Source organism: Wolbachia endosymbiont of Drosophila tsacasi (assembly GCF_028982115.1).
In the GTDB taxonomy this organism is placed as follows: domain Bacteria; phylum Pseudomonadota; class Alphaproteobacteria; order Rickettsiales; family Anaplasmataceae; genus Wolbachia; species Wolbachia pipientis_B.
The window spans coordinates 1-23,662 of the sequence record NZ_JAPQLJ010000009.1 but is presented as its reverse complement, the minus strand read 5'-3'; the positions used below and the strand labels follow the sequence as shown (position 1 = coordinate 23,662).

Here is a 23,662-nt window from a genome sequence, read left to right as displayed (position 1 = left end):
TTCGATTAGCATCAAAAATTAAAGAATTTCTGAATCAGTTATAATCAAACCTTCTACGATATGGTCAATAAACTTAAGCTATTATATCAAGCGTATACTTATGTTAAATCTATCGAGATATCCATAAGTGGATTCCTCATGGATTCACCATACATATGAAAAAAACCTTGAATAGGTTCGCTTGTTTGAGCAAACTCTAATTCAGCATTTACAGTTCTACTCTGTTCGTTATATTCAGGTTCTCGTACTAAATTTAAGTGTCTAATGTTCATAAAATCGATACCCTCAGGTGCATGAGAAATATGCAAACTATATAGCCCATTAAACTCTTCCTGTTGTCCACGTACGTCTGGACCAATGCTTACATAGTAATTTTTTTCATTAGAATTAGGATCTAAATTTTTCTTTGAAATTATACTATAGTATTTATAATCTTTACCTTGAAGTTTACCCTCATGAACTTTGTAATCGGTTACTTTTTTAAACTGTATCTTATTGCTCATAGATTCCTCTTTGTAATTTGAATAAAATAATATTCAACATGCATATAGTAAAAATTTTCTTAAGTATTAAGAACATTACAAAAGCAGATAAAAGATTGAGAAAATAGTTATGCCAGCTAAAATATTTTTTTGATTATGCTAAATAACTCTTTCACTATGTGCAATATTTACTTAAAATAAATGTATGTCATTAAATTTGGGTAGGTAGTTATGTCTATTTTATCGATACTCCTGTTTATCAGTCTTTCTTTACTCAATACTTCAAATAAATTAATGATATGTGCTGCCTTATTTGTGGGAGCTGCTTTAGTTATAAATTCAATGGTTGAATTTTATGGCAAAAGCAAAGCTACGTACAGCTTAATAGTGTGTACAGCGCTATGTTATGTTTTTAAATGGCAAATTTTTAATTTGATGATATTGATTTCATATGCTGCAATTTTAGTCTCTCTTCTCTCAAGCATAATTATTTTTGAAAAATTGAAGTCCAAGTTGAATTTGCATATGGCAAATTTCATTACTTTAATTATAGCATCAGTTGTTGATAGTGCTGTTGTATGTGTTGGATTACTATACAAATTTTCTGCAGGTAAATGCTTATCAATATATATTAGAGATCTAATTTTTAAGTTTTCTTATGCGTCAGTATTGAGCATCTGCTTGTTTGTAGGAATGTATTTATTTTGTTTGGCGAACAAGAAGTATTTTAAGATTTTCACATAACCTGTTTTCTGATATAGCTGACCTGACTTTGGGTCCTGGGGATGTATTTGGTGCGTAACAACAGTTTAGAGTTTATAGGTAGCCTAAACTCACAACTGTACAAACATTATGATTTGAGCCTATCAGGGGGGTGTCATTCCAGTCTGGGATCCAAAAATTTTGCTTATAACTGAGCTGATGAGCTAAAGGTAGTTGTCTTACGCTAAAACAAACGTTTTTAATTAAGTTGCATAGAAGCTGGATTCCAGACTGGAATGACACCATTTGCTGTCTTCAAAAATGAATGTTCGTACAGTTGTGTGCTTGACACTGGGATGACATCATAGGAGCACTGGTCTACTTAACCGTCATACCGTCGCGGTATCTCAGCCGCTAACAAGTAGCGGAATGACGATTTATCAAACGCCGCCTAATTTTCCGTAACAGTTGAAAAATCAATAGAAAATCAACATATCACTGTAAATTCATGTATTTTAAGGCTATAATGGCTAAAATACGTTATATAGTATAATATGGACGATTTTATAAGAGTTAAGGGTGCAAGGGAACATAATCTGCAAGGTGTAGATGTCAATATACCGAAAAATAAGCTAGTTGTTATAACTGGGTTAAGTGGTTCTGGTAAATCTAGTCTTGCGTTTGATACGATTTATGCAGAAGGCCAACGCCGGTATGTTGAAAGCCTATCAGCTTACGCGCGTCAATTTCTCAATATTCAGGATAAACCAGATGTTGAGTCGATTACAGGTCTCTCTCCTGCAATATCCATTAATCAGAAATCAATCTCAAAAAACCCAAGGTCGACGGTTGGAACTGTTACCGAAATTTACGATTACTTGCGCTTAGTGTATGCACGAATAGGAGTTCCTTATTCACCTGCAACTGGATTACCGATAACAAAGCAAACTGTATCTCAAATTGTAGATACTATAATTGCGTTACCTTTAGAAACTAAAATATATATACTTGCCCCTGTTGTGCGTGGTAGAAAGGGAGAACATCTCAAAGAGATATTGGAAATTAAAAGACAAGGTTACGTAAGGTTCAAAATAGATGGTGAAGTGTACAATGTAGATGATTTGCCTAAACTTGATAAGAATAAGAAACACGACATTTTTGTGGTTGCAGATAGAATATCAATATTGGATGATATAGGAAATCGACTACCAAGTAGTATAGAATTCGCACTAAAACTTGGTCATGGTTTAATGTATGTAGAAGTAGTGAACCTACCTGACAACCATAATTTTGAGTATAACAATGGTCAAATTCTGACTTTTTCAGAGAATTTTGCATGCCCCGAGTCTGGTTTCACTCTTGAAGAAATAGAACCAAGATTATTTTCTTTTAATAGCCCTTACGGTGCATGTGGTTCGTGTAATGGGCTTGGTAAAAAGCTGGCTATTGATGTAAAGCTGATAGTGCCAGATGAAACGCTCTCAATATCTGAAGGTGCTTTAAAGCCAGTAGGGCAAACAGCACGCCAAATGTACACAAGTTATGGATTTCTAAAAAATGCAATTCTATCACTGGCTGAAAACTACAAATTTAGCCTTGATATTCCATGGAAGAACATAGATCAAGAAATAAAAGATATGATACTCTTTGGCTCCGATAAATTTCAAGGTTTGGTCAGTATCCTAGAACATCAGATGGATTATGATGAAACACTTGTCGAGCGATATTGCTCTGTTACTCACTGCAGAGAATGTACTGGCTATAGATTGAAAAAAGAAGCACTTACAGTAAAAATTGATAGCAACCATATAGGTGAAATATCAGGGCTCAGCATCGATAAATCCCTTAAGTGGTTTGAAAATTTGCCAGACAAGCTCACAGAACAACAGAAGCAAATCTCAAATAAAATACTAAGTGAAATAATCAAGAGGCTAACATTTTTAAAGAATGTAGGGTTGAATTACCTAACGCTCGATCGAGAATCTAGCACTCTCTCTGGCGGTGAGAGTCAGAGGATCAGACTTGCTTCGCAAATTGGCTCTGGTTTAACAGGAGTGCTGTATGTGCTTGATGAACCCTCGATAGGACTTCATCAATGCGATAATGATCGGTTAATTGCTACACTGAAAAACTTGAGAGACATGGGTAACACTGTAATCGTTGTTGAGCATGATGAAGATACAATAATGGCTGCTGATTATGCAATTGATATTGGTCCTGGAGCTGGCGTAAATGGTGGAAAAGTTGTTGCAGAAGGAACACCAGACCAGGTGCAAGGAAATTCAGGGAGCATAACAGGGCAATATTTGAGTGGAGAGAAAAAAATTTTAATTCCAAGGAGAAGAAAGCAAGCAACTCAGTTCATAAAAGTAATAAATGCATGTGAAAATAACTTAAAAAATGTGAACGTTAAATTTCCTATAGGGAATCTTATTTGTGTTACTGGAATATCAGGAGGGGGAAAATCAAGTTTAGTCATAGAAACGTTATATAAATATTCAGCACATAAGATACATCATTCGTCTGCACGGTATGGTCGGTGTGATAGAATAGAAGGCCTTGAATATATAGATAAAGTTATAGAAGTTGATCAGTCGCCAATTGGTAGAACTCCTGCGTCAAATCCAGCAACATATGTCGGTATGTTTACTCATATAAGAAATTGGTTTGCAGGTCTTTCGGAGTCAAAAGCAAGGGGATATAATATAGGTCGATTTTCATTTAATACCAGAGGGGGAAGGTGTGAGGCTTGTAAAGGTGATGGGCACTTAAAGATAGAGATGCATTTTCTACCGGACGTTTATGTGAAGTGTGAGCAGTGTAAAGGGCGAAGGTATAATCGTGAAACATTGGAAGTTACTTATAAAGGAAAATCAATCTCTGATGTGCTTGATATGACGATAGATCAGGCTTGTGATTTTTTTGAAAACCTTCCAATGGTAAAAGAAAAGTTGGTTTCTTTGCAGGAAGTTGGGCTTGGCTATATAAAACTCGGGCAGTCGTCAACAACGTTGTCTGGGGGTGAAGCACAACGAATAAAGCTGTCTAAAGAGCTATCAAAACGATTTACCGGAAGAACATTGTATATTCTTGATGAGCCAACAACTGGATTACACTTTGAAGATATAAATAACTTACTAAAAATACTTCATAGATTAGTCGATCTGGGAAACACTGTTATAGTTATCGAGCATAATTTGCATGTTATCAAAACTGCAGATTATATAATAGACATCGGACCAGAGGGCGGAATAAAAGGCGGAGAAGTGATTGCTACTGGAACTCCAGAAGAAGTGGCAAAAATTCCAGAGAGTGTTACAGGCAGGCATCTTAAAACATATTTATTATAAACTATTTCTTAATTATATTAGGCTAGGTTGCATATTTATGATTTGGAGATAAGAATGTCAGTATATCAATACTTTAGAAGGTACGTTGAATATGGAGTTGTACCTGCTAAGAGAGCAGAAGATTCACACTAGTTCCAGAAAATAGTTTCTATAAGTCTGTACATTATGTTGATAATGTATTAGGCCCTGTGGAAGATGTAATTTGTGGAGCTGGAAGTAAAGACGATTATAACAAGTATTATAAAAACAATGATAAACGTGGGTTACAGGGCAGAGAAAATGTATTCATTGTGTGCACTTGGTGCTATTTTAGCAGCCAGCATAATATTGCAACCTTTATTTTTGATGGTAGCATATTTGTCATACTTTTCAGCCAAGTTATTGTCAAAAACAACAGGGGACTATTGTTTAAAAGCAAGTACAAAATCATTAGTTGATCATTCAAATGCATTTTTAAGTGCTGGGCAAGATTGTGCTAGTGCAGTAGCTGAAGTATTTAACAAGATTGTAAGTTATGCTTGCGCTGCTATCATTTAGGCTGCCGCGTCAATCATAATGTCACTTGTGTGGGCTTGTGACAAAGTGCAAAGTAAGTTGAGTGAAATACAGGAGCCAGAGCTTTTGTCTCATCGGAGTGATTCGAAGACTACTTTAGTCAATGGCATATCGCAAACTGAGTTATAAGTTCTGCTTTTTCAGCAGTGGCTAAGTTTGAATTACATTGAGATGAAATAAAAAGTGAAAGCACAAGTTACTTTAGCTATACTATATAAATTATCTTATAATATATTTAATTAACTCATGAATTATGAACTTTCTCTTACTAAAAAAAGCTACAAATCTTATATTTCCGAACGTATGCGTAAGTTGCGAATATATCATTGATGAAAATCTTAATCTATGTAGTGAATGCAACAAAAAAATCAATTTTCTAACTAAGCATTACTGCAATGTTTGTGGCGTAGTAATCTCAGACAATATTCATACGTGTGGTAAGTGCATCATCAATCCTCCACCGTTTAAAGTATTAAGATCAGTTTTTGCTTATGATCAACATAGTAAAAACATGATTATAAATTTCAAATTTTTTGATAATTTGAATTACGTAAAAATCTATGCAAAGTGGATACACCAAGCTAATCGGGATACGTTTCAGAATGCAGAAGTCATAATTCCTATACCGTTACATAAAATGCGCTTGTTTAAACGTAAATATAATCAAGCAGCATTGCTTGCAAAAGAGTTGAGTAAGTTGTCCAATTTATCCTATACGCCATTTGCAATAAAACGTCTTCGCCATACTGTGCCTCAAGCTGGTCTTTCACTTAAACAGCGTGAAAAAAACTTAAAGAAGGCTTTTAAAACAAGCAACAAAGAAATTATCAAAAATAAAATCGTGATATTAGTTGATGATGTTGTAACAACCGGAGCAACTGTAAGATCTTGCTCTCAAGAAATTTTAAACTCCGGTGCAAAAGAAGTGAGAGTGCTATCGCTTGCAAGAACGGTGAATGATTGTGAAAATCAGCATGTTAAAACGTGATTTTTAATAACCTCAACATCACTAAACTTAAAGGTTTGATTCCCTATGATTTGAAATCTTTCGTGCCCCTTTCCTGCAACTAGCAGAATCATACCCTCGTTATAGGCAATATCTACTCCTTTCTCTATAGCTTCCCTTCTATCTTCTATCTCTAGCGCATCAGGGCAATGTAGTAAAATACCACGACGAATTTCTGCAGGACTCTCATCACGCGGATTGTCATCAGTGATTATCACTCTGTCTGCATACATTTGTGCTACTTTACCCATTTCTGCGCGTTTTGTTTGATCACGATTGCCACCACAACCAAAAACTAGAATTATTTTTTTATTGAAGTGCCATTTTAAAGACAATAGGGCTTGTTTAAGCGCACTTGGAGTATGAGCGTAATCCACAAATGCAAAAGGTTTCACTTTTTCCATTCTTCCTGGTGGAGAAACGAGTTTTTCTACGCATATTTCTCTGTAATTCAGTCTAGACGAGGTAACTATACCCATTGCACACAACAGATTATATGCTTGGAATTGCCCCAGAACCGGAAAAAACATGTCATAAATTTCATCGCCAATTTTAATTGTAAAATGTTGACCGTTTGGTGCTGGTGTTTGCTTTAACAAAGTAATATCAGAGCCTTTTTTCCCATAGGTGATAACTTTGTTGCTGCGTTTTTCAGCTATTTTAAGCAATGCGCCGTATTCATCTATATCCGCATTTAAAATCGCTGTTTTTCCTTCTGGTAATACCTCGTAAAACAACCTTTTTTTAGTTTCTAAATATTCACCAAGATTTTTATGGTAATCTAAATGATCTTGCGAAAAATTAGTAAAAGCTGCAGCACTCAACTTTAATCCATAGATTCTATATTGATCAATCCCATGACTTGATGATTCCAACACTAAGCGTTTTACATTTGTACCACGCAACGTTGCGTAAAGGTCATCTACACCTGGAGTGGTAAGACTGTTGCTATTACCTTTTCTACCATTATTGATGCATGTTCCAAGTGTTCCAATAGACGCAGCATTATAGCCAGCATTCTGCCAGATCTGACGGCAAAATTCTACTACTGAAGTTTTACCATTCGTACCCGTTACAGCAGCAACATATTTGGGCTGTTTGAATTGATAAAACCTGCTGACTATTTCGCTGTATATTTCTTGAGGGTTGGGGTGGTCAAGCACTGCAAAACTCGGAGTATTTGTCATTCCAGTGCTTGACACTGGAATCCAGTTTTCATTATGCAATTGCTTAGTGTGTTCATTTGCAATTAAATTTTCTGGATCCAAGTAGTCAAGCACTGGGATGACATCTTTTTTGGTTCCTTGTATGACAACGTCTACACAGTCGTGTGCGTGATACCGGGATCCAGTAGGAAGAATCTGGACACGTGCTGGTCTTCTAGATTCCAGCGTCATGAGCTGAGCAGATACACAAACGAAAAGATAACCTTCCTTGACTCTCTTGGGATTACATGTAACGCCCTTGATTTCAACGTCAAAGTTAACATCAACAATATCATGCAGTAATTCTCTCAGTTTCATGTTCTACTTCATCGTTTTGAAAGTCTAAGCATGATAACCTTTTTAGTGCATCATTAAGGTCAAAGATTAAATCTTCAGGATCTTCCAGTCCACAAAATATCCGTATAAAACTTCCACCATAATCTGAATTCATTACAGATCTTGACATAGATCTACGATCTATTGGTAATATTAAACTATCGCACCCTCCCCAAGAAGCACCGATACTAAAAACTTTCATATGATCAACCATGCAGCTTAGTTCTTCACATGAATATTCTCTATCTAGTGCTATACTGAATGTGCCGCTTGCTCCTTTGAAGTAACTTTTCCATAATTCGTGTTGAGGATGGGAGGGAAGTGCTGGATACAAAACTTTTTTGATTTTTGAATGTTTTTCTAGCCACTTTGCCACTTCCATTGCTGTATTCTGGTGCCTTTTCATACGTGTGTGCAGTGTTCTTAGTCCCCTGTGTGCAAGGTAGCAGTCGTGCGATTGAATGGTTACTCCATAATTTTTATAGCTCTCATAAAGCAATTTAAAAATTTCACCTTCAGCAATAATAGCCCCCATCAATAAGTCTGAGTGACCGGCTAGATACTTTGTCACCGCATATAGTGCAACATCAATTCCATAATCAAGCGGCTTAAATAACAAAGGAGTGGCCCATGAATTGTCGCAAACGGTTACAATTCCACGTTCTTTAGCAACTTTTACTATATGCTCTACATTCGAAATCTCAAACGCTACAGAACCAGGAGTCTCGATCATTATCAATGAAGTATTACTCTGAATTAAATCAGTTATATCCTGTGTTGGATCATAAAAAGTTACTTCTATTCCTCTTTTTGGTAGCTCATTTTCGGCAAATCTCTTAAGTCGGTAATAACTATTATCTTGTATCAAGACATGCGAACCCGCTTTAGTGAAAGTCAAAATAGCAAAAGTAAGTGCAAATAGTCCGGAAGGATAAATAAGCGCTTGTCCACTCCCTTCAATTTCAGCAAGTGCATTTGAAAGATAATGAACAGTAGGAGTACCAACATTACTGTAGCTATAATCCCTTGCAACACCATCGTTGATTACATTGTATATACTTTCTCCATTTGCTGCATTTAAGTAGTCCTTGTAAGTAGGAAATAATATGGTAGAAGAATGATAAACTGGCGGGTTCATAGAACCTTTATAGTCATTAAATTTTCTTCCTGCTTTAACTAATATAGACTCTTCCTTCACATTTTTATTATTTATTTTTTAAATTGTACTCATTTTGCGTATACAAGTGAAGAGAAACTGCATGTATTAGCTCTATCTCACCCTTCAATAACTCATAAATCAACTTATGTCTTTTTAGAATGCTCATTCTAATAAAGCCGTCAGATATTAATATTAATTCAATGTGCGAAGGTAATGTTGAAGATGAAGCAAAATAATGATCAGCATGCTTTACTGATTCATCGATAATGTTGATATCAATTACATCTATCGAATCGCGTATTTTTTCTTCTATTGTTTTAATAATATCCATAATGGTTTCTTTAAGCAACAATATACTCCTCTTGTCATCCAAGTAGCTGACACTGGGATGACAGGAAAAGTGATATAACAATACACAATTACTTATTCTCTTCTTTATTATCTATGTCTTGATAATCAGAATCTACTACTTTTCCTTCTTTATCATTTGGATTCCCTTCTGATGAAAAGCCATTTCCAGCACTATTTTGTTGTGAGGCATTATACATAGCTTCTCCAAGTTTCATAGATAATTGAGAAAGATTAGTAACTTTCTGCTGGATTGAATCAGCGTTATCAATGTTATCAGATTTACTAACTTCTTTTAATTCGTTAACTGCATTTTCAATAGCAGATTTATCTTCTGGTGAAACTTTATCACCATACTCTGTCAGAGACTTTTCTGTAGAATGGACTAAGCTATCCGCTTGGTTTTTCACCTCAATAAACTTTTTGCGCTTTTCATCTTCTTGCGCTTTTTCTTCAGCTTCTTTTACCATGCGATTTATTTCATCATCAGATAGACCACCTGAAGATTGAATGCGTATCTTTTGCTCTTTTCCAGTAGCTTTATCTTTTGCAGAAACGTGTGCTATTCCATTTGCATCTATGTCAAATGTTACTTCGATCTGAGGAACTCCACGAGGAGCAGGAGGTATTCCTTCCAAACTAAACTGACCAAGTAACTTGTTATCAACCGCCAATTTTCTTTCACCTTGATGTACCTTAATTGTAACGGCTGTTTGGTTATCTTCTGCAGTTGAAAACACCTGAGATTTTTTAGTGGGGATAGTAGTATTACGTTCAATAAGTGGAGTAAATACTCCTCCTAGAGTTTCAATACCAAGAGAAAGTGGAGTCACATCAAGTAGTAGCACATCTCTTACATCACCTTGAATGATCGCCGCTTGTATTGCAGCTCCAATTGCTACAACTTCATCAGGATTTACTCCTCTATGTGGATCTTTGCCAAAGAATTCTTTAACTTTCTCTATAACTTTTGGCATACGAGTCATGCCACCAACGAGAACTACTTCGCCAATTTGACTAGCAGACAAACCAGCATCTTCAAGAGCTTTTTTACAAGGAGCCATAGTTCTTTCGATTAAACCATTCACTAAGCTTTCAAGTTTTGCTCTCATTAATTTCATATTTAAGTGTTTTGGACCACTTGCATCAGCTGTAATAAATGGTAGATTTATTTCCGTTTCCATTGCACTTGATAATTCAATTTTCGCTTTTTCAGCAGCTTCTTTGATTCTTTGCATAGCCATTGGATCATTTTTCAAATCAATGCCATCATTTTTCTTGAATTCATCTAGTAAATAACTCACTATTGCATTATCAAAATCTTCACCTCCAAGATGAGTGTCACCATTTGTAGCCTTTACTTCAAAAACCCCTTCACCTATTTCAAGTATTGAGACATCAAATGTACCACCTCCAAGGTCATACACCACTATTGTGTGCCCATGTTTCTTATCAAGACCATAAGCAAGCGCTGCAGCAGTCGGTTCATTTACTATTCTGAGTACATTTAATCCGGCGATTTTTCCTGCATCTTTTGTTGCTTGACGTTGAGAGTCGTTGAAGTATGCTGGCACTGTTATCACAGCATCTTTTACTTCCTCTCCAAGATAAGCTTCTGCTGCCTCTTTCATGTTTTGTAGTATAAATGCACCAATTTGACTAGGAGAGTATTCTTTATTATCAGTGGTTTTAACCCATGCATCACCATTTTTTGCTGCAAACACTTTATACGGCACGTTTAGATTTTTCATTTCAGAATCACCGTATTGGCGGCCTATTAATCTCTTAGTAGCAAAAAAGGTATTACTTGCATTGGTGGTTGCTTGCCTTTTTGCTGGAGCACCAATCAATTTTTCTCCTGACGAAGTGAATGCGATTATAGACGGAGTAGTTCTTGCCCCTTCTTTATTTTCTATTACCTTTGTATCTTTGCCCTGCATTATTGCAACACAAGAATTTGTTGTCCCGAGATCTATACCTATTGCTCTCCCCATAATGAGTACCCCATTGTAAATATTATCTGATATAAGAATATATAAGTATAGGACTCATTAATTACAAGCCCAATTTAGGTTTCTAATTAGTTATTAGAACTTAAAAGGCGCGAAAGCCACTTAGTCAACCAAAAATTGCTTCGTAGTTTATTTGAATTATCAGCTTCTTCATTACTGCTATCCCCAATTTGGTATCCAGAGTTCTGTAATGGCTTATAATCGTTTAAATTAACATCATCTCCTTGTTTTAAAACAAATGTGTTTACATCTAAACTGTTATCAACATTAACGTTAAATATAATATTAAACTCTTTTTCGATTGTAGAAACTGTATTGCGTTTGTTATTAAAAATGTGCGCTATAACTGCACTGTGTGCTACTAAATCAAAAGACTTATTTCGATTCTTATTAGCAATATGTTGTAAGTCCCTTAGTATCGATGCAACAATTACTTCGTTTGATTTTACTCTTCCAGTACCTTTGCAGTGTAAACACTCTGTAGTATTAATTTCTTGTATATTTGGTTTAATTCTTTGTCTTGAAAATACCATTAAACCAAAGTCATTTATATAGCTAAATTGAACCTTAGCTTTATCATCTTTAAACGCTTGCCTTATAGCAGACTCAACAGCTCTGCAATACTGATATTTCAACATATCAATAAAATCGACTACTATTAATCCTGATAGGCCTCTAAGATTCACCTGTCTTGATATTTCAGGTACTGCTTCCATGTTGGTTCTATAAGCTGTTTCTTCTATACTATCTTCTCCTGTCATCTTTCCTGAATTTACGTCTATTGAAACAAACGCCTCAGTTAAAGTTATTATCAAAGACCCACCAGATGGCAATTCTACTCTATTGCTATATAACTCAGAAATTTGGTCTTCTATTCCGTAGTAGGTAAAGATAGGAACACAACCTCTATACAATCTATAGCGCAACTTACCACCTTTTAGTGCATTGTTGGCATATTGCCTAACTGCTTCAAAAGCTTCCTTTCCAGACACTATAACTTCTATACCATCACTACAAAAATCACGAACAGATCTCATAATTACATCTGCTTCATTGTAAATTAATGATGGAGCATTTACAGAGAAGGCATTTTTTTGAATGCTCTGCCATAATGAGGATAAGTAATTGTAATCCTGCTCAATTTCTTTCTTATTTTTTCCTGAACCAACAGTTCTTATTATTAAACCTGATCTTTTTGGTAAGCTTATTGAACTCAGTATATCCTTTAACTGCTTTCTGACATTAGCATCTTCAATTCTGCGGGACACTCCACCTTTACTCATGGAATTTGGCATGAAAACACAGTATCTACCCACTAAAGTTATGTATGTTGTAAATGAAGCTCCTTTATTACCTCGTTCCTCTTTAGTTAGCTGAACCAATACTTTTTGATTTACTGAAATAACATCTTGTAATTTGTATTTTTTATATAAAGGTACCTCTCTTACAAAACCACTACCTGACTCGTTAACATTTTTACTAGCTGCAGAATCTGAAGAAACATTTGCTGGGGCTTCTTCTGTACAATCGTCATTTGAGTAGCCCTCAAAGATAGTTTCCTTTTCTTTTTCTGGAATATTGAAGTAATTTAGAGATATCTCGGAAAAAGATAAAAAACCTTGCTTGTTTTTTCCATATTCAATAAATACAGCTTGCAAAGAAGGCTCTATACGCTTTACATAAGCAACGTATATATTACCTCTTAACTGTTTTTTTTCCTTGAATTCTTGTTCAAATTCTACAACCTTGTTATTAACTGATAAGGCAACTCTTACCTCATTAGAACAGGCATAATTTTCTATCAATAATAACCTTTTGCCGCTATTTGCCACTTATTTACCGTTTGCTTTTCATTCTGAAGTTAACTTCATACTACTTAATGCACTGTTGATTGTCAAGAATTTTACGATCTGCATTATTCGGTTGACTTTTAGTGTTTTGCGTAATAAACTCGCATAGAATTTATTATATCATTATAAGTATGGCGAAAAAAAATGCTTCTTTGCTCGTTAAGTTAGTTAGCACTGCAATCAAGATAACAAAAACTGGTGAAGAAAAATCAACTGGCTATTTTTATGTAAAAAAGCGTAATCCAAAAAAGCTCACTAGAAAACTGGAGTTTAGGAAATATGACCCAGTAGTCAGAAGGCACGTATTATTTAAAGAAGAAAAATTAAAGTAGTTTTTTTATAAGGAATTTTATTATTATGCAAAATTTACAATTAAGTTATCCTATAATAGTAGAGTTGGGGGCTGTAAAAGATACAAAACTGAAATTAATAAAGGTCATTGCACAATTAATAGGTAAGAAGTACAAAACACAGAAAAAAGCAGCAAACGCTCTAAAGATTGATCAACCTAAAGTATCTCAAATCAATAGATCAAAAGTCGAAGGGTTCTCCTTAGAATACTTGCTTAACTTATTGGTTGCATTGGATCAAGACATAAGCGTAAGAATAAAGCATAATTCTAAACCTGCATAATATGGTATCCGTTCAGCCAATGGCGTCAACTTAAGGATACATTTGAGACTTCTTTGTTGAAATAAAACAGAAACAAAAGTGCTGTTTATTGCAGCTTTTGGGTAATTTAATGGTAAAAATTTTAGAGAGAAATTTTATACACTATCGCTGATATTTTTCCTTAAGTTGACGCCATTGTCCGTTCAGCGGAGTGGCAAAACAAGGTAGACAAGATAAATTAATCCCGGTGTCAAGCACTGGGATGACAAGGTATAAACCTTATCGTCATGCCGCCGCGGTATCTCTAGATCCTGCTAACAAGTAGCGGGATGACGATTGTCAGGGCCAACACCCCTACGATGTCATCCCAGTCTGGGATCCAGGAATTTTATTAAGTTAGTAAGCATAAAATACAACGTTTTGATGATTATGAAAAAGCTGGATTCCAGACTGGAATGACACCATTTGTTGTAAACTCACTTCTTCTTGATTTGCAGAACAATAAAACAGCAAGCTAAAAGGGAACTTGTTACTCAACAAAACAAGATTTGAAATTTTGTGCAATGCTATTGATTATAGCTAGATATGCATCTTTTCCAGGCTCTATGTCTGATCCAATAGGATCAAGAACTACCATTTTTGCGTCATTAGAAAGAGCATTAGGCTTTATGCTATCTTCTTGTGAATGAGCAAATATACATTTAACGTTTTCTTCCTTCATTATCTTTTTTAGCTTCATTAAACTCCTCATACCTATGTACGAATCCTCTTCTATAGAAAGAATGGCGCTTGGGTGATTTAAACCAAAATATTTTTCAAAATATTGATAAGCATCGTGAGTGACGATGTATTTTTGATTTTTAAAATCATTCAGTTCTTTCACGATTTCTTTTACTTCTTGGTCTATTTTCTTTATAGCTTTTGTTGCATTAGAGTTGTATCGATGGAAATTTTCTTTATCTATGTTAGACAATGTTGCACTTATAAAAAGTATCATGCTCTTTGCATTTTCGGGACTCAGCCAAATGTGTAGGTCTTTTTCATCTTGAGTATTGGTAATTTTTCTAGAAAATGAATGTGGCCGAGCAGGAAGTAGGTTGATTATCTTTGATAATTGCACTAGTTCTTTATTATTTTTGGCGAAAGTTTGAACAAACGTCTCTAAGTTATCGTCGGTGTAAAATATGACATCACTTGATTCCAAATTACTCGCATCAGACGGCTTTAATATATAATTATGTGCAGATGTTGCATAGCCAAGCAATTCCGGTTCTAAAATCCCTTCTGTCACAGAAGCTACAAGTGAGTGGATAGGTTTGATTGTAGCTACAACTTTTAAATTGGATGAAAAGGCAATATTATAGTATAGTGTAAATGAAAGTAATAGAAAAAAAGCCAGTAAATGTCTCATATAAATGTTGAGAAGAAGTTAAATTTTGCCAAAAAGTTAAATAATGTCAATAATCGTGTTCTAAAAATAGAAAACCTTGCTCTCACATATGGTGGTAAAAGAATCCTTGACAATATCAATATGTTCATGGAAAGAGGAGACGTAATTACAATACTTGGTCCAAATGGTGGAGGTAAAACCTCTTTAGTGAAAGCAATTGCTGGCATAAATAAAAGCTGTACCGGTAGTATCGTATTTGCTGACAACATAAAAATTGGCTATATGCCGCAAAATTTTAGTATTAGTAATTTGATGCCAATAACAGTTGAATATTTCCTTTTAAATAGCTCCTTGAAAAGACTAAAGAAAAATCAATCCATTATTACAGAAGCGATAGAGTTGGTTGGTATCGGTAACATTTTGAAGAATCAAGTGTTAGAAATTTCTGCAGGGCAAACACAACTACTACTGCTTGCACGTTGTTTAATTGCAGAGCCTGACTTGATCATTCTAGATGAACCAGTCAGTGCACTGGATATTAACGCGCGGGCTAAATTTTATGATATTATAAATAAAATAGCAAAAAAACGATTGGTATCGATTCTTATGACTTCTCATGATCTTAACTCTGCTCTACCATCCTCAGATTACGTAATTTGTATAAATAATACTATCTATTGCCAAGGCAAGCCTGATGAGATTATGAAAAATAAAACCCTAAATGAAATATTTAGCAGTTACGCAGCAAAATGATTCAAAATATTTTGCGTCTTCTGCACATAACTACATTGCTGACACGTTACAATATATTACCTTGTTTGCTTCCACCATCAAAGAAATCAATAAATAAAATACAAGGCCATAAGCTAAAGTGTGCTCTTGAAAAATTAGGTCCGGTGTTCATTAAGTTTGGGCAGTCTATCTCATCACGTACTGATGTTTTAAATGAGGATATAACAAATAACTTGTTATTGATATGTGATAGATTGCCATCATTTTCACATAAAATAGCAGTTAAAACTATAGAAAGTGAGTTTAATTGTAAATTGAGCGACATTTTTTCAAGCTTTTCTGAAAAGCCAATTGCAGCAGCATCGATTTCTCAGGTGCATAGAGCGGTTACAACTGAGGGTAAGGAAGTTGCTGTGAAGGTTTTAAGGCCAAATATTGAGAAAACATTCTCAAGGGATATAAAGATGCTTTCTTGGCTTGCGGAAATTGCAGAAAAATTTAGCGAACAATCAAAAAGGCTGAAACCAATTGAGTTAGTCAAAACTTTTGCTGAAATTTGCCGAGTAGAGTTAGATCTACGCTTTGAAGCTGCTTACTCTTCAGAGTTAAAGGAAAACACAAAAGATGACAGAGGTTTTTACGTACCTGAAGTAGATTGGAATAGAACTGCAAGACAGGTTTTAACATTAGAATGGATAGAAGCAACGCCAATATACGAAATTGAAAAACTGAATAATCATAAGCAAATAGCTATCAACCTTATAGAATCGTTTTGTAATCAGGTATACAGGGATTGTTTTTTTCATGCTGATATGCATCCTGGAAATCTAATGGTTGATAGTAATAACAATATTATTGCCATGGATTGTGGAATCATGGGTAGAATAGATCATGAGACATGCTATTACGTTATAGAGATACTCAAAGGCTTTTTAAATCGGGATTATGATCACGTTGCAAAAATGCACTTTAAAGCTGGTTACGTTTCATCACAGCATAGAAATTTTGTCACAGCCTGCAGGGCAATAGGTGAACCTATTATTGGGCAGCCTATACAGAAGATTTCATTTGCTAGTTTACTTGCTCAGCTATTAAAAATAACTGGTGATTTTGATATGAAAGTTCAAACACAATTGTTATTGCTGCAGAAAACTATGATTTTACTGGAAGGGACATGTAGAAAGATCTACCCAGAAATCAATATGTGGAAAGTAGTTGAAGCGTGGATAAGCAGTCAACATGAAAGTAAAATAGGGTATAGGGAAAAAATTAGAAATTCTTATCCTGTAAAAACAGTCCAAGGGATATTTAGCCTTATAGAAAAATTAAACCTAATAGCTGATAAAAAATTACAAGTTAAAAATAAATCAAATGGAAAAGTCTATTTTTTACTGTGGTTTGTAATTATAATTCTAATCGTTAAATTTTTAATTTCTTAAACTATGGGAAAAAACTGCGTCAAACCCAATTTTTAATTCAACTTAATTTTTAATCTGCAGGAGTCGAGTTGAGAATGTCCAATTTTCCACTTTCTTTATAGCATAACATACTTCAGCGCCTCTTGATCCTCTTGAAGCCCAATGGCTCACCACTTATGTGTAAATTAATCGTTAATGTTGTACACGTTCTTTTCTTTTTCTACTCTCTCTTGCTCTTCAATACAATATATAGCAAGCGGATTAGCTTTAAGTCTTTCGACTCCTATTTCTTCTCCTGTTCCATCGCAGTAACCATAAGTACCTAATTTTATTTTTTCTAACGCCTCCTTAATCTTTTCTTTTCTATCTTTTCGGCGCTTGATTAATTCCTCATTTCCACTATCTCCATCAGAATAGTATGTATCAATACTATTATCTTCTAGTTCTTGTTTCTCCAACTCAGCGAGTATTGATTGTAACTTTAAGTTGAAGTATTCCAGTTGTTTTACGCTCATATATTCTTCATCTTCTGAAGGAGTGTAATCCTCTGGTGACTTTATTTTCGGTGGCTTTTCCATAATTACATTATCAAAAAAATAATAAAACCTATATAACTTATGAACAAAAAATTATACTACCCTCAAAGTAAACACTATAATTTATAATAAACATTTAAAAGCCTAGTATGATCAACTTAGTAAAAAAATTAGCAATGGATATTAATAATCTTACCCATATAGTATGTATTTTTATTATAATGTTAAGTTTATCTTCATTTACACTTGAAAACAACAATAAACAAGAAGTTATGTTAACATTAACATGGATATGTGCTACATTTGTTTTGCAGATCTCTACAAATAATTTGTTTACATCTGATTATCATGATGGAATATTAGAGCAAATCTTTGTACAGCCACTCTCTTCTAGGCTTATAGTTGCTTATAAAATTTTCGCTCACTGGTTATTATTTGGGCTACCGATTTCAGTAATTTCTTCCATATTCAGCTTTGCAGTTCTAGGCAATAGTATTGAACACTCAATAGCAGTTGGAGTGTCTTTATTATTTAATACGCTGATAATCATTAATATTTCAGCTACTGGAAATGCATTGATGATTGGTCGAAACAACTTAGCATCAGGAGTATCGCAAATTCTTGTTTTGCCAATGATAATGCCAACCTTTGTGTATTTTAAAATGCTAACTCAATTTGAAAATTTGTCCTTGAACATTTATACACTACTAATCACCATGTTAATTTTTGTCATTTTGATTGTTAACAGTACTATAACTACTCACATGGCATTAAAATTTGCTGTGGAACAGGATTGAAAAATCTTACTGTTATTCAGTAGGTATCTGCTTAGCAGAGTGACAAAATAGGTAGACAAGATAAACCAAAAAATCAAGAAAAAGTGAGTTTACAACAAATGGCGTCAAGCAAGTTTTTTCATTTCTATTCCCAATAAAAGCTCGTCATATGGTTATGCAAGAAGTCTACTTTTTATTCTTAATCAACTCTAAAGCCTTCTTCAAATCTATACTCTCAATATCTGCACTCTTGCCCAAAGCAACGTTTATTTTACCGCATTTTATATAAAATCCATACCTACCGTTGCAGATGAAAACTTCTTTTCCTTTTTCATTAATCCCGAGAGACTTTAACTCTTTGCGTGGACTGTTTGCAATAATTTGCACAACTTCGCTCAATTCTGTATTCAGCACCTCTTTGGAGCTTTTCTTAAGAGAAAAGTATCTACCATCATAGAAAATATAGTACCCGAATCGTCCAAGGCCTATTTTTACTTCCTTTCCGGTTTCTGGGTGTTCTCCAATTATTTTTGGCAAGGAGAGCAACTGAATAGCGGTATTTAGATCAATGTCATTAACATTTATATCTTTTGGTATAGAAACCGTTTTTTTCTTTCCAGGCTCACTATTAAACTCCAGGTAAAGCCCAAAAGGACCTTTTTTAATTACTACCTCTTGGCCTGTTATATCATCTACACCTAAACTTTTTGGATATTCTGAATTGTCATTACTGCCTGTAATTTCTTTTGTATGGTTGCATTCAGGATAGTTAGAACATCCAAGGAACACTCCTGTTCGCCCAAAGTTCAATTTCAATATGCCATCAGAGCAAATAGGACATTTCGTATTCACCTCTTTTTTTCCTTCTTCTGAACAAAACCGATCGATTACCAAATCGTGAATGCTGCTGAAAACTTCATCATGCGTCATTTGCTTGACAGAGTTTACATGACCAAAAAATGGCACCCAAAAATGGCTCAATTCTTTTTTCCAATCTGCACAGCCATTTGAGATTAAATCAAGCTTTTCTTCCATTTGTGCTGTGAAATCATGCTCTACACAACGCTGAAAAAAAGTTTCTAAAAATATAGTAACAATTTTACCGCGGCTGCTTGGAATAAATCTTTTGTTATCCAATGAAACATACTCACGATCTTGTAATACCGAAATAATTGTTGCATAAGTTGACGGGCGACCTATACCGATTTCTTCCATTTTTTTAACGATACTTGCTTCACTATAACGAGGTGGGGGTTGAGTGAAATGCTGTTTTGGCTCAACTAAAATCAGCTTACACGCTTCCCCTTCCTTCATGGCAGGTAGCAGGCCTTCATTTTCGGCTTCCATGTTATCTTGATAGACTTTATAAAAACCATCAAAGAATATACTTGATCCACTTGCTCGCAGAATCACTTTCTGATCAATAGAACTAATTTCAACTACCACTTGATCAAGAATCGCCGATTCCATTTGACTTGCAATGGTTCTTTTCCAGATTAAATCATACAATTTAAATTGCTCTGGCGTTAAGTAATCCTTAATATTATTTGGTGTTCTATTTATATCAGTTGGCCGGATTGCTTCATGTGCTTCTTGAGCATTTTTGACCTTTTTTACATATTTACGAGGAGACTGTGGTAAATATTTATCACCATATAACGACTTAATTGACCCTCTAATTGAGTTTATAGCCTCATCTGCAATATAAAACCCATCTGTACGCATGTAAGTTATCAACCCTACAGTTTCACCACCAATATCGATACCTTCATATAAATTTTGCGCTATGCGCATAACATTTTTCACGTTAAAATACAGCTTGTTCACTGCATCTTGCTGAAGACTTGAAGTAATAAATGGAGAAAGCGGGTTTCTCTTAACTTGCTTGCGTTCTACTGTGCTTACAGCATACTGCCTTGACTCAATCTCCCTGGCTAAGTTCTTTGCCTCTTCTTCATTCTTAATATCAAATTTTTCTAGCTTTTTATTATCATAGTGGCTTAGCATAGCAAAAAAAGTCTCATCTTTGCTATTTTGCATTTCTGCCTTTATGCTCCAATACTCCTGTGTTATAAACTTACTGATTTCATCTTCCCGTTCGCATATAAGCTTTAATGCAACAGACTGCACTCGCCCTGCAGACTTACTCCCCGACAATTTCGTCCATAACAGTGGTGACAAACTAAATCCAACTAGGTAATCCAAAGCTCTGCGTGTTTGCTGTGCGCGCACTAAGTCCATATTAATTTCACGTGGATTCTTTATTGCTTCTTGCACTGCTCTCTTTGTTATCTCATTAAAGACTACTCTATAAATGTTGTTTTCATTACTGATTGCTTTCTTTTCTTTTAATGTCTCTATCACATGCCAAGCCATTGCTTCCCCTTCTCTGTCTGGGTCTGTTGCAAGATATATATCTGATGCTTTACTCGCTGCTTTTACTAACTCTTTTATATACTTTTCTGCTTTTTCAATGGTTTCATACTTTATAGCAAAATCATTATCCGGATCGACGGAGCCATTTTTTGCTGGAAGATCTCTTACATGGCCAAAAGATGCAGCTACTTTGAACTCTTTACTCAAATATTTACCTATTGTCTTTGCTTTCGCAGGTGATTCAACTATTAATAATGCCATATTGTTAATTATTTTAGTATTTAAAGATAATATGTTGAGAAATATACGATGAAAAGTAAAAAAATATTTTAATAGGTCTTGTGAATTTTACAGAGTAGGTTGTTCATGGTTTCCAGAAAACCCTTGGACCTTGCTATTTTCAAGTGAATTTGAAGGTCTGTTCCAATAGTATATGATTGCAGCAGCAACCAGACAACAAGCTCCAACTGCTATTCCCACTGCTATAGCTAACCCAAGAAAGGTTTGCCTACGTCATACCGCGATTCATTCGCGGTATCTCAGCATAAATTCCGCTAACGAGTAGCGGAATGACGAATTTGTTGTTTTTCAAATTGTAGGTAAACCTAAGCCACTTTATCTATATAGCTAACCCAAGAAAGGTTTACCTGAAGGATAGAATAGGTTATAATGGCATATTAAAGAGATGAAAAATGCCAAGCCTATATAGTGAAGACCTCAGAGAACAAGTTCTCAAAGCAGTTGATGAAAAAACAATGACGATAAAAAGAATTAGTGAAATATTTAAACTGAATATAAAAACAATATATTTATGGAGGAAAAGGAAAAAAGAAACAGGAAACATAAAGCCATCTTCAGGCTATCAAAAAGGTGACTGAGCCTCACCGGTGGCAGAATCTGGGTCACTAGGTCTTCTTCCTACACTCCATGTAAGAGCAGAAAGTGCCTCAAAAGAACTGCCACCTATCCACTCTAAGAAGTTATTATCTTCTCTTGCTTTCAACCAAGCAATACTTATTCATATCATCTGGGTAAGGTCAGTTTGTAAAACTTAATTTGTACGCTTCCTAGTAATTCTGATATAGTTACTTTAGTTAAAGTCTATAAAAGTTTATAAATGGCAACCTTAAGTGTAAGAGAAGCTTTATGCACAGCGATCAGAGAAGAAATGCAAAACGACCCTGACGTGTTGATCATCGGTGAAGAAGTTGCAGAGTATGATGGTGCCTATAAAGTAACAAAAGGATTACTGAAAGAATTTGGAGAAAATAGGGTAGTTGATACACCTATTACCGAACATGGATTTGCTGGCCTTGCTGTTGGAGCAGCATTCGCTGGATTAAAGCCAATTGTCGAATTTATGACTTTTAATTTTTCTATGCAGGCTATCGACCAAATCGTGAATTCTGCAGCAAAAACAAATTATATGTCAGGTGGACAACTTGGATGCCCCATAGTATTTCGTGGGCCAAATGGTGCTGCAGCAAGAGTTGCTGCACAACACTCTCAATGCTTTGCATCTTGGTATTCGCATATACCGGGATTAAAAGTGATAGTACCTTACTTTGCCTCCGATTGCAGAGGTCTGCTTAAAGCTGCAATTCGTGACCTGAGTCCGGTAATATTTCTAGAAAACGAAATAGCTTACGGACATGAACATGAAATTTCTGACTCTGAGCTGTCAAATAAAGATTATCTACTTGAGATAGGCAAGGCTGCTGTTATACGGGAAGGAAAGGATGTAACTATCACTGCTTTCTCACTGAAATTAATGGATGCTTTAAACGCAGCAGATTTACTTTCAGGTGAAGGTATAGAAGCTGAAGTTATTGACCTCAGAGCCTTAAGACCACTTGACACTCAAACTGTTATTAACTCTATTCAGAAGACTAATAGGTTAGTTAGTGTAGAAGAAGGATGGCCATTTGCAGGAATAGGAGCAGAGCTGTCAGCCGTTGTTATGGAACAAGGATTTGACTACCTTGATGCTCCAGTTATTCGCGTAACTGGCAAGGACATCCCCTTACCTTACGCTGCAAACCTAGAAAAAAAAGCATTACCGCAAGTGAAAGATATAGTTGAAGCCGTGCATCAGGTCTGCTTTAGAAAAAAATAACCCTATTGGTTCTTTTTTGTGTCTCCTGTTCCACATTGGTCCATCAAGTAAGTATTTCCAGTGCTGCCTATACCACCCATTACTTTTGTCACAATAGTTTTAGCACCGAAAAATACAGCACAAAATATACCGAGTGCAAAAAGAGCTGGCCATGGCATTCTACCAAATATCGCAAGCAAAGCTGCACCTATTATCACTACGGTCATAAGCGGTCCGCCTATTCCCCAAACGTAGCCAATAATATTACATATTACTTGAGCAGTTGTATCAGTATTAGTGTCAGCGGCAGCACTCCCAACATGAGAAAAAGAAATAAATAATACTATAAAAAGAATATTAAAAACTTTCCTAGGGTTCATCCCTATACCTTAAATTTAGATATTGCAATTATACCTAAAATACTATAATTTTTAGTAAAACTAGCATAAAGATTGAATAACAAACGTTGCCACAAAGGTAGTTGACACACAACTGCACGAACATTGTAATATGGCACGATATCACATAGTAAACGATGTCATCCGAGTAGCTTGACTACTTGGATCCAGGAAACTTAACTCTACATCAAGTAAATGTACAATAAGAACTAGATTCCAGATTGGAATGACACCCTACTTAACCGTCATACCGCCGCGGTATCTCTTAGCCGCTAACACGTAGCGGTATGATGATTCTTCAAATCGTCAAGGTGTCATCCAAGT

Annotated in this window: 23 protein-coding genes; 12 read left to right on the top strand and 11 right to left on the bottom strand. The window is 35.2% G+C overall.

The window, feature by feature from the left end; translation table 11 throughout:
* Window positions 1-98 precede the first annotated feature (98 nt).
* On the bottom strand, window positions 99-503 hold the full coding sequence (locus tag OZD70_RS00585; protein ID WP_275020172.1) for a hypothetical protein: 405 nt from the start codon (window positions 501-503) through the stop codon (window positions 99-101).
* Between the two features lie 210 nt (window positions 504-713).
* On the opposite strand from OZD70_RS00585, the gene OZD70_RS00580 reads away from it, so the two are divergent.
* The 5 genes from OZD70_RS00580 to OZD70_RS00560 all read left to right on the top strand — a co-directional run bounded on the left by OZD70_RS00580 (window position 714) and on the right by OZD70_RS00560 (window position 6,077).
* On the top strand, window positions 714-1,226 hold the full coding sequence (locus OZD70_RS00580) for a hypothetical protein (protein WP_275020170.1): 513 nt from the start codon (window positions 714-716) through the stop codon (window positions 1,224-1,226).
* 512 nt (window positions 1,227-1,738) lie between these two features.
* Window positions 1,739-4,534 (top strand): excinuclease ABC subunit UvrA, encoded by a 2,796-nt coding sequence (gene uvrA, locus OZD70_RS00575; protein ID WP_275020167.1) that lies wholly within the window; start codon window positions 1,739-1,741, stop codon window positions 4,532-4,534.
* 249 nt (window positions 4,535-4,783) lie between these two features.
* Window positions 4,784-5,071 (top strand): hypothetical protein, encoded by a 288-nt coding sequence (locus tag OZD70_RS00570; RefSeq protein ID WP_275020163.1) that lies wholly within the window; start codon window positions 4,784-4,786, stop codon window positions 5,069-5,071.
* An 18-nt stretch (window positions 5,072-5,089) separates the two neighbouring features.
* Window positions 5,090-5,218 (top strand): hypothetical protein, encoded by a 129-nt coding sequence (locus OZD70_RS00565; protein WP_259346652.1) that lies wholly within the window; start codon window positions 5,090-5,092, stop codon window positions 5,216-5,218.
* Window positions 5,219-5,342: 124 nt separating this feature from the next.
* Window positions 5,343-6,077, top strand: coding sequence for a ComF family protein (locus OZD70_RS00560; protein ID WP_275020161.1), 735 nt, complete (start codon window positions 5,343-5,345; stop codon window positions 6,075-6,077).
* Here the strand turns inward: OZD70_RS00560 and OZD70_RS00555 are convergent.
* From OZD70_RS00555 to OZD70_RS00535, 5 genes are all read right to left on the bottom strand, one after another.
* Window positions 6,059-7,618 (bottom strand): Mur ligase family protein, encoded by a 1,560-nt coding sequence (locus OZD70_RS00555; protein WP_275020159.1) that lies wholly within the window; start codon window positions 7,616-7,618, stop codon window positions 6,059-6,061. The genes OZD70_RS00560 and OZD70_RS00555 overlap by 19 nt on opposite strands.
* Window positions 7,593-8,834: a cystathionine beta-lyase gene (metC, locus tag OZD70_RS00550; RefSeq protein WP_275020157.1), complete on the bottom strand. Its 1,242-nt coding sequence runs from the start codon at window positions 8,832-8,834 to the stop codon at window positions 7,593-7,595. Before metC ends, OZD70_RS00555 begins: the two co-directional genes overlap by 26 nt.
* 7 nt (window positions 8,835-8,841) lie before the next feature.
* On the bottom strand, window positions 8,842-9,126 hold the full coding sequence (locus tag OZD70_RS00545; protein WP_275020155.1) for a BolA/IbaG family iron-sulfur metabolism protein: 285 nt from the start codon (window positions 9,124-9,126) through the stop codon (window positions 8,842-8,844).
* An 88-nt stretch (window positions 9,127-9,214) separates the two neighbouring features.
* Window positions 9,215-11,137 carry a molecular chaperone DnaK gene (gene dnaK / locus OZD70_RS00540; protein WP_275020153.1) on the bottom strand — a complete coding sequence of 641 codons (1,923 nt, stop codon included), beginning with the start codon at window positions 11,135-11,137 and terminating at the stop codon, window positions 9,215-9,217.
* An 86-nt stretch (window positions 11,138-11,223) separates the two neighbouring features.
* Window positions 11,224-12,987, bottom strand: a complete 1,764-nt coding sequence (locus OZD70_RS00535; RefSeq protein WP_275020151.1) for an Rne/Rng family ribonuclease — start codon at window positions 12,985-12,987, stop codon at window positions 11,224-11,226.
* Window positions 12,988-13,136: 149 nt separating this feature from the next.
* On the opposite strand from OZD70_RS00535, the gene rpmG reads away from it, so the two are divergent.
* On the top strand, window positions 13,137-13,337 hold the full coding sequence (rpmG, locus tag OZD70_RS00530; protein WP_064124823.1) for a 50S ribosomal protein L33: 201 nt from the start codon (window positions 13,137-13,139) through the stop codon (window positions 13,335-13,337).
* Between the two features lie 25 nt (window positions 13,338-13,362).
* Window positions 13,363-13,638 (top strand): helix-turn-helix domain-containing protein, encoded by a 276-nt coding sequence (locus tag OZD70_RS00525; RefSeq protein WP_275020149.1) that lies wholly within the window; start codon window positions 13,363-13,365, stop codon window positions 13,636-13,638.
* Between the two features lie 508 nt (window positions 13,639-14,146).
* Here the strand turns inward: OZD70_RS00525 and OZD70_RS00520 are convergent.
* Window positions 14,147-15,028 carry a zinc ABC transporter substrate-binding protein gene (locus OZD70_RS00520; RefSeq protein WP_275020147.1) on the bottom strand — a complete coding sequence of 294 codons (882 nt, stop codon included), beginning with the start codon at window positions 15,026-15,028 and terminating at the stop codon, window positions 14,147-14,149.
* On the opposite strand from OZD70_RS00520, the gene OZD70_RS00515 reads away from it, so the two are divergent.
* Together OZD70_RS00515 and ubiB are read left to right on the top strand one after the other, a co-directional pair.
* Window positions 15,020-15,760 carry a metal ABC transporter ATP-binding protein gene (locus OZD70_RS00515; RefSeq protein ID WP_182183421.1) on the top strand — a complete coding sequence of 247 codons (741 nt, stop codon included), beginning with the start codon at window positions 15,020-15,022 and terminating at the stop codon, window positions 15,758-15,760. The two genes, OZD70_RS00520 and OZD70_RS00515, sit on opposite strands and share 9 nt — an antisense overlap.
* Window positions 15,757-17,178, top strand: coding sequence for a 2-polyprenylphenol 6-hydroxylase (ubiB, locus tag OZD70_RS00510; RefSeq protein WP_275020145.1), 1,422 nt, complete (start codon window positions 15,757-15,759; stop codon window positions 17,176-17,178). The genes OZD70_RS00515 and ubiB overlap by 4 nt, the downstream gene beginning before the upstream one ends.
* Before the next feature lie 164 nt (window positions 17,179-17,342).
* Here ubiB and OZD70_RS00505 read toward each other — a convergent pair whose 3' ends face one another.
* Entirely contained in the window at window positions 17,343-17,735 is a 393-nt protein-coding gene (locus OZD70_RS00505; RefSeq protein ID WP_275020143.1) for a TraR/DksA family transcriptional regulator, read from the bottom strand.
* Window positions 17,736-17,842: 107 nt separating this feature from the next.
* On the opposite strand from OZD70_RS00505, the gene OZD70_RS00500 reads away from it, so the two are divergent.
* Window positions 17,843-18,490, top strand: a complete 648-nt coding sequence (locus tag OZD70_RS00500; RefSeq protein WP_182183416.1) for a heme exporter protein CcmB — start codon at window positions 17,843-17,845, stop codon at window positions 18,488-18,490.
* A 165-nt stretch (window positions 18,491-18,655) separates the two neighbouring features.
* On the opposite strand, the gene topA is transcribed toward OZD70_RS00500, so the two are convergent.
* Together topA and OZD70_RS06050 are read right to left on the bottom strand one after the other, a co-directional pair.
* Window positions 18,656-21,106, bottom strand: a complete 2,451-nt coding sequence (topA, locus tag OZD70_RS00495; RefSeq protein WP_275020141.1) for a type I DNA topoisomerase — start codon at window positions 21,104-21,106, stop codon at window positions 18,656-18,658.
* 87 nt (window positions 21,107-21,193) lie between these two features.
* On the bottom strand, window positions 21,194-21,325 hold the full coding sequence (locus OZD70_RS06050) for a TomO hydrophobic C-terminal domain-containing protein (RefSeq protein ID WP_458695141.1): 132 nt from the start codon (window positions 21,323-21,325) through the stop codon (window positions 21,194-21,196).
* A gap of 212 nt (window positions 21,326-21,537) precedes the next feature.
* On the opposite strand from OZD70_RS06050, the gene OZD70_RS00490 reads away from it, so the two are divergent.
* Together OZD70_RS00490 and OZD70_RS00485 are read left to right on the top strand one after the other, a co-directional pair.
* Window positions 21,538-21,723 carry an IS630 transposase-related protein gene (locus OZD70_RS00490; RefSeq protein WP_182183413.1) on the top strand — a complete coding sequence of 62 codons (186 nt, stop codon included), beginning with the start codon at window positions 21,538-21,540 and terminating at the stop codon, window positions 21,721-21,723.
* A gap of 239 nt (window positions 21,724-21,962) precedes the next feature.
* Window positions 21,963-22,961, top strand: a complete 999-nt coding sequence (locus OZD70_RS00485) for a pyruvate dehydrogenase complex E1 component subunit beta (RefSeq protein ID WP_182183411.1) — start codon at window positions 21,963-21,965, stop codon at window positions 22,959-22,961.
* A 2-nt stretch (window positions 22,962-22,963) separates the two neighbouring features.
* On the opposite strand, the gene OZD70_RS00480 is transcribed toward OZD70_RS00485, so the two are convergent.
* Window positions 22,964-23,320, bottom strand: a complete 357-nt coding sequence (locus OZD70_RS00480) for a TrbC/VirB2 family protein (RefSeq protein WP_182183409.1) — start codon at window positions 23,318-23,320, stop codon at window positions 22,964-22,966.
* Window positions 23,321-23,662 lie beyond the last annotated feature (342 nt).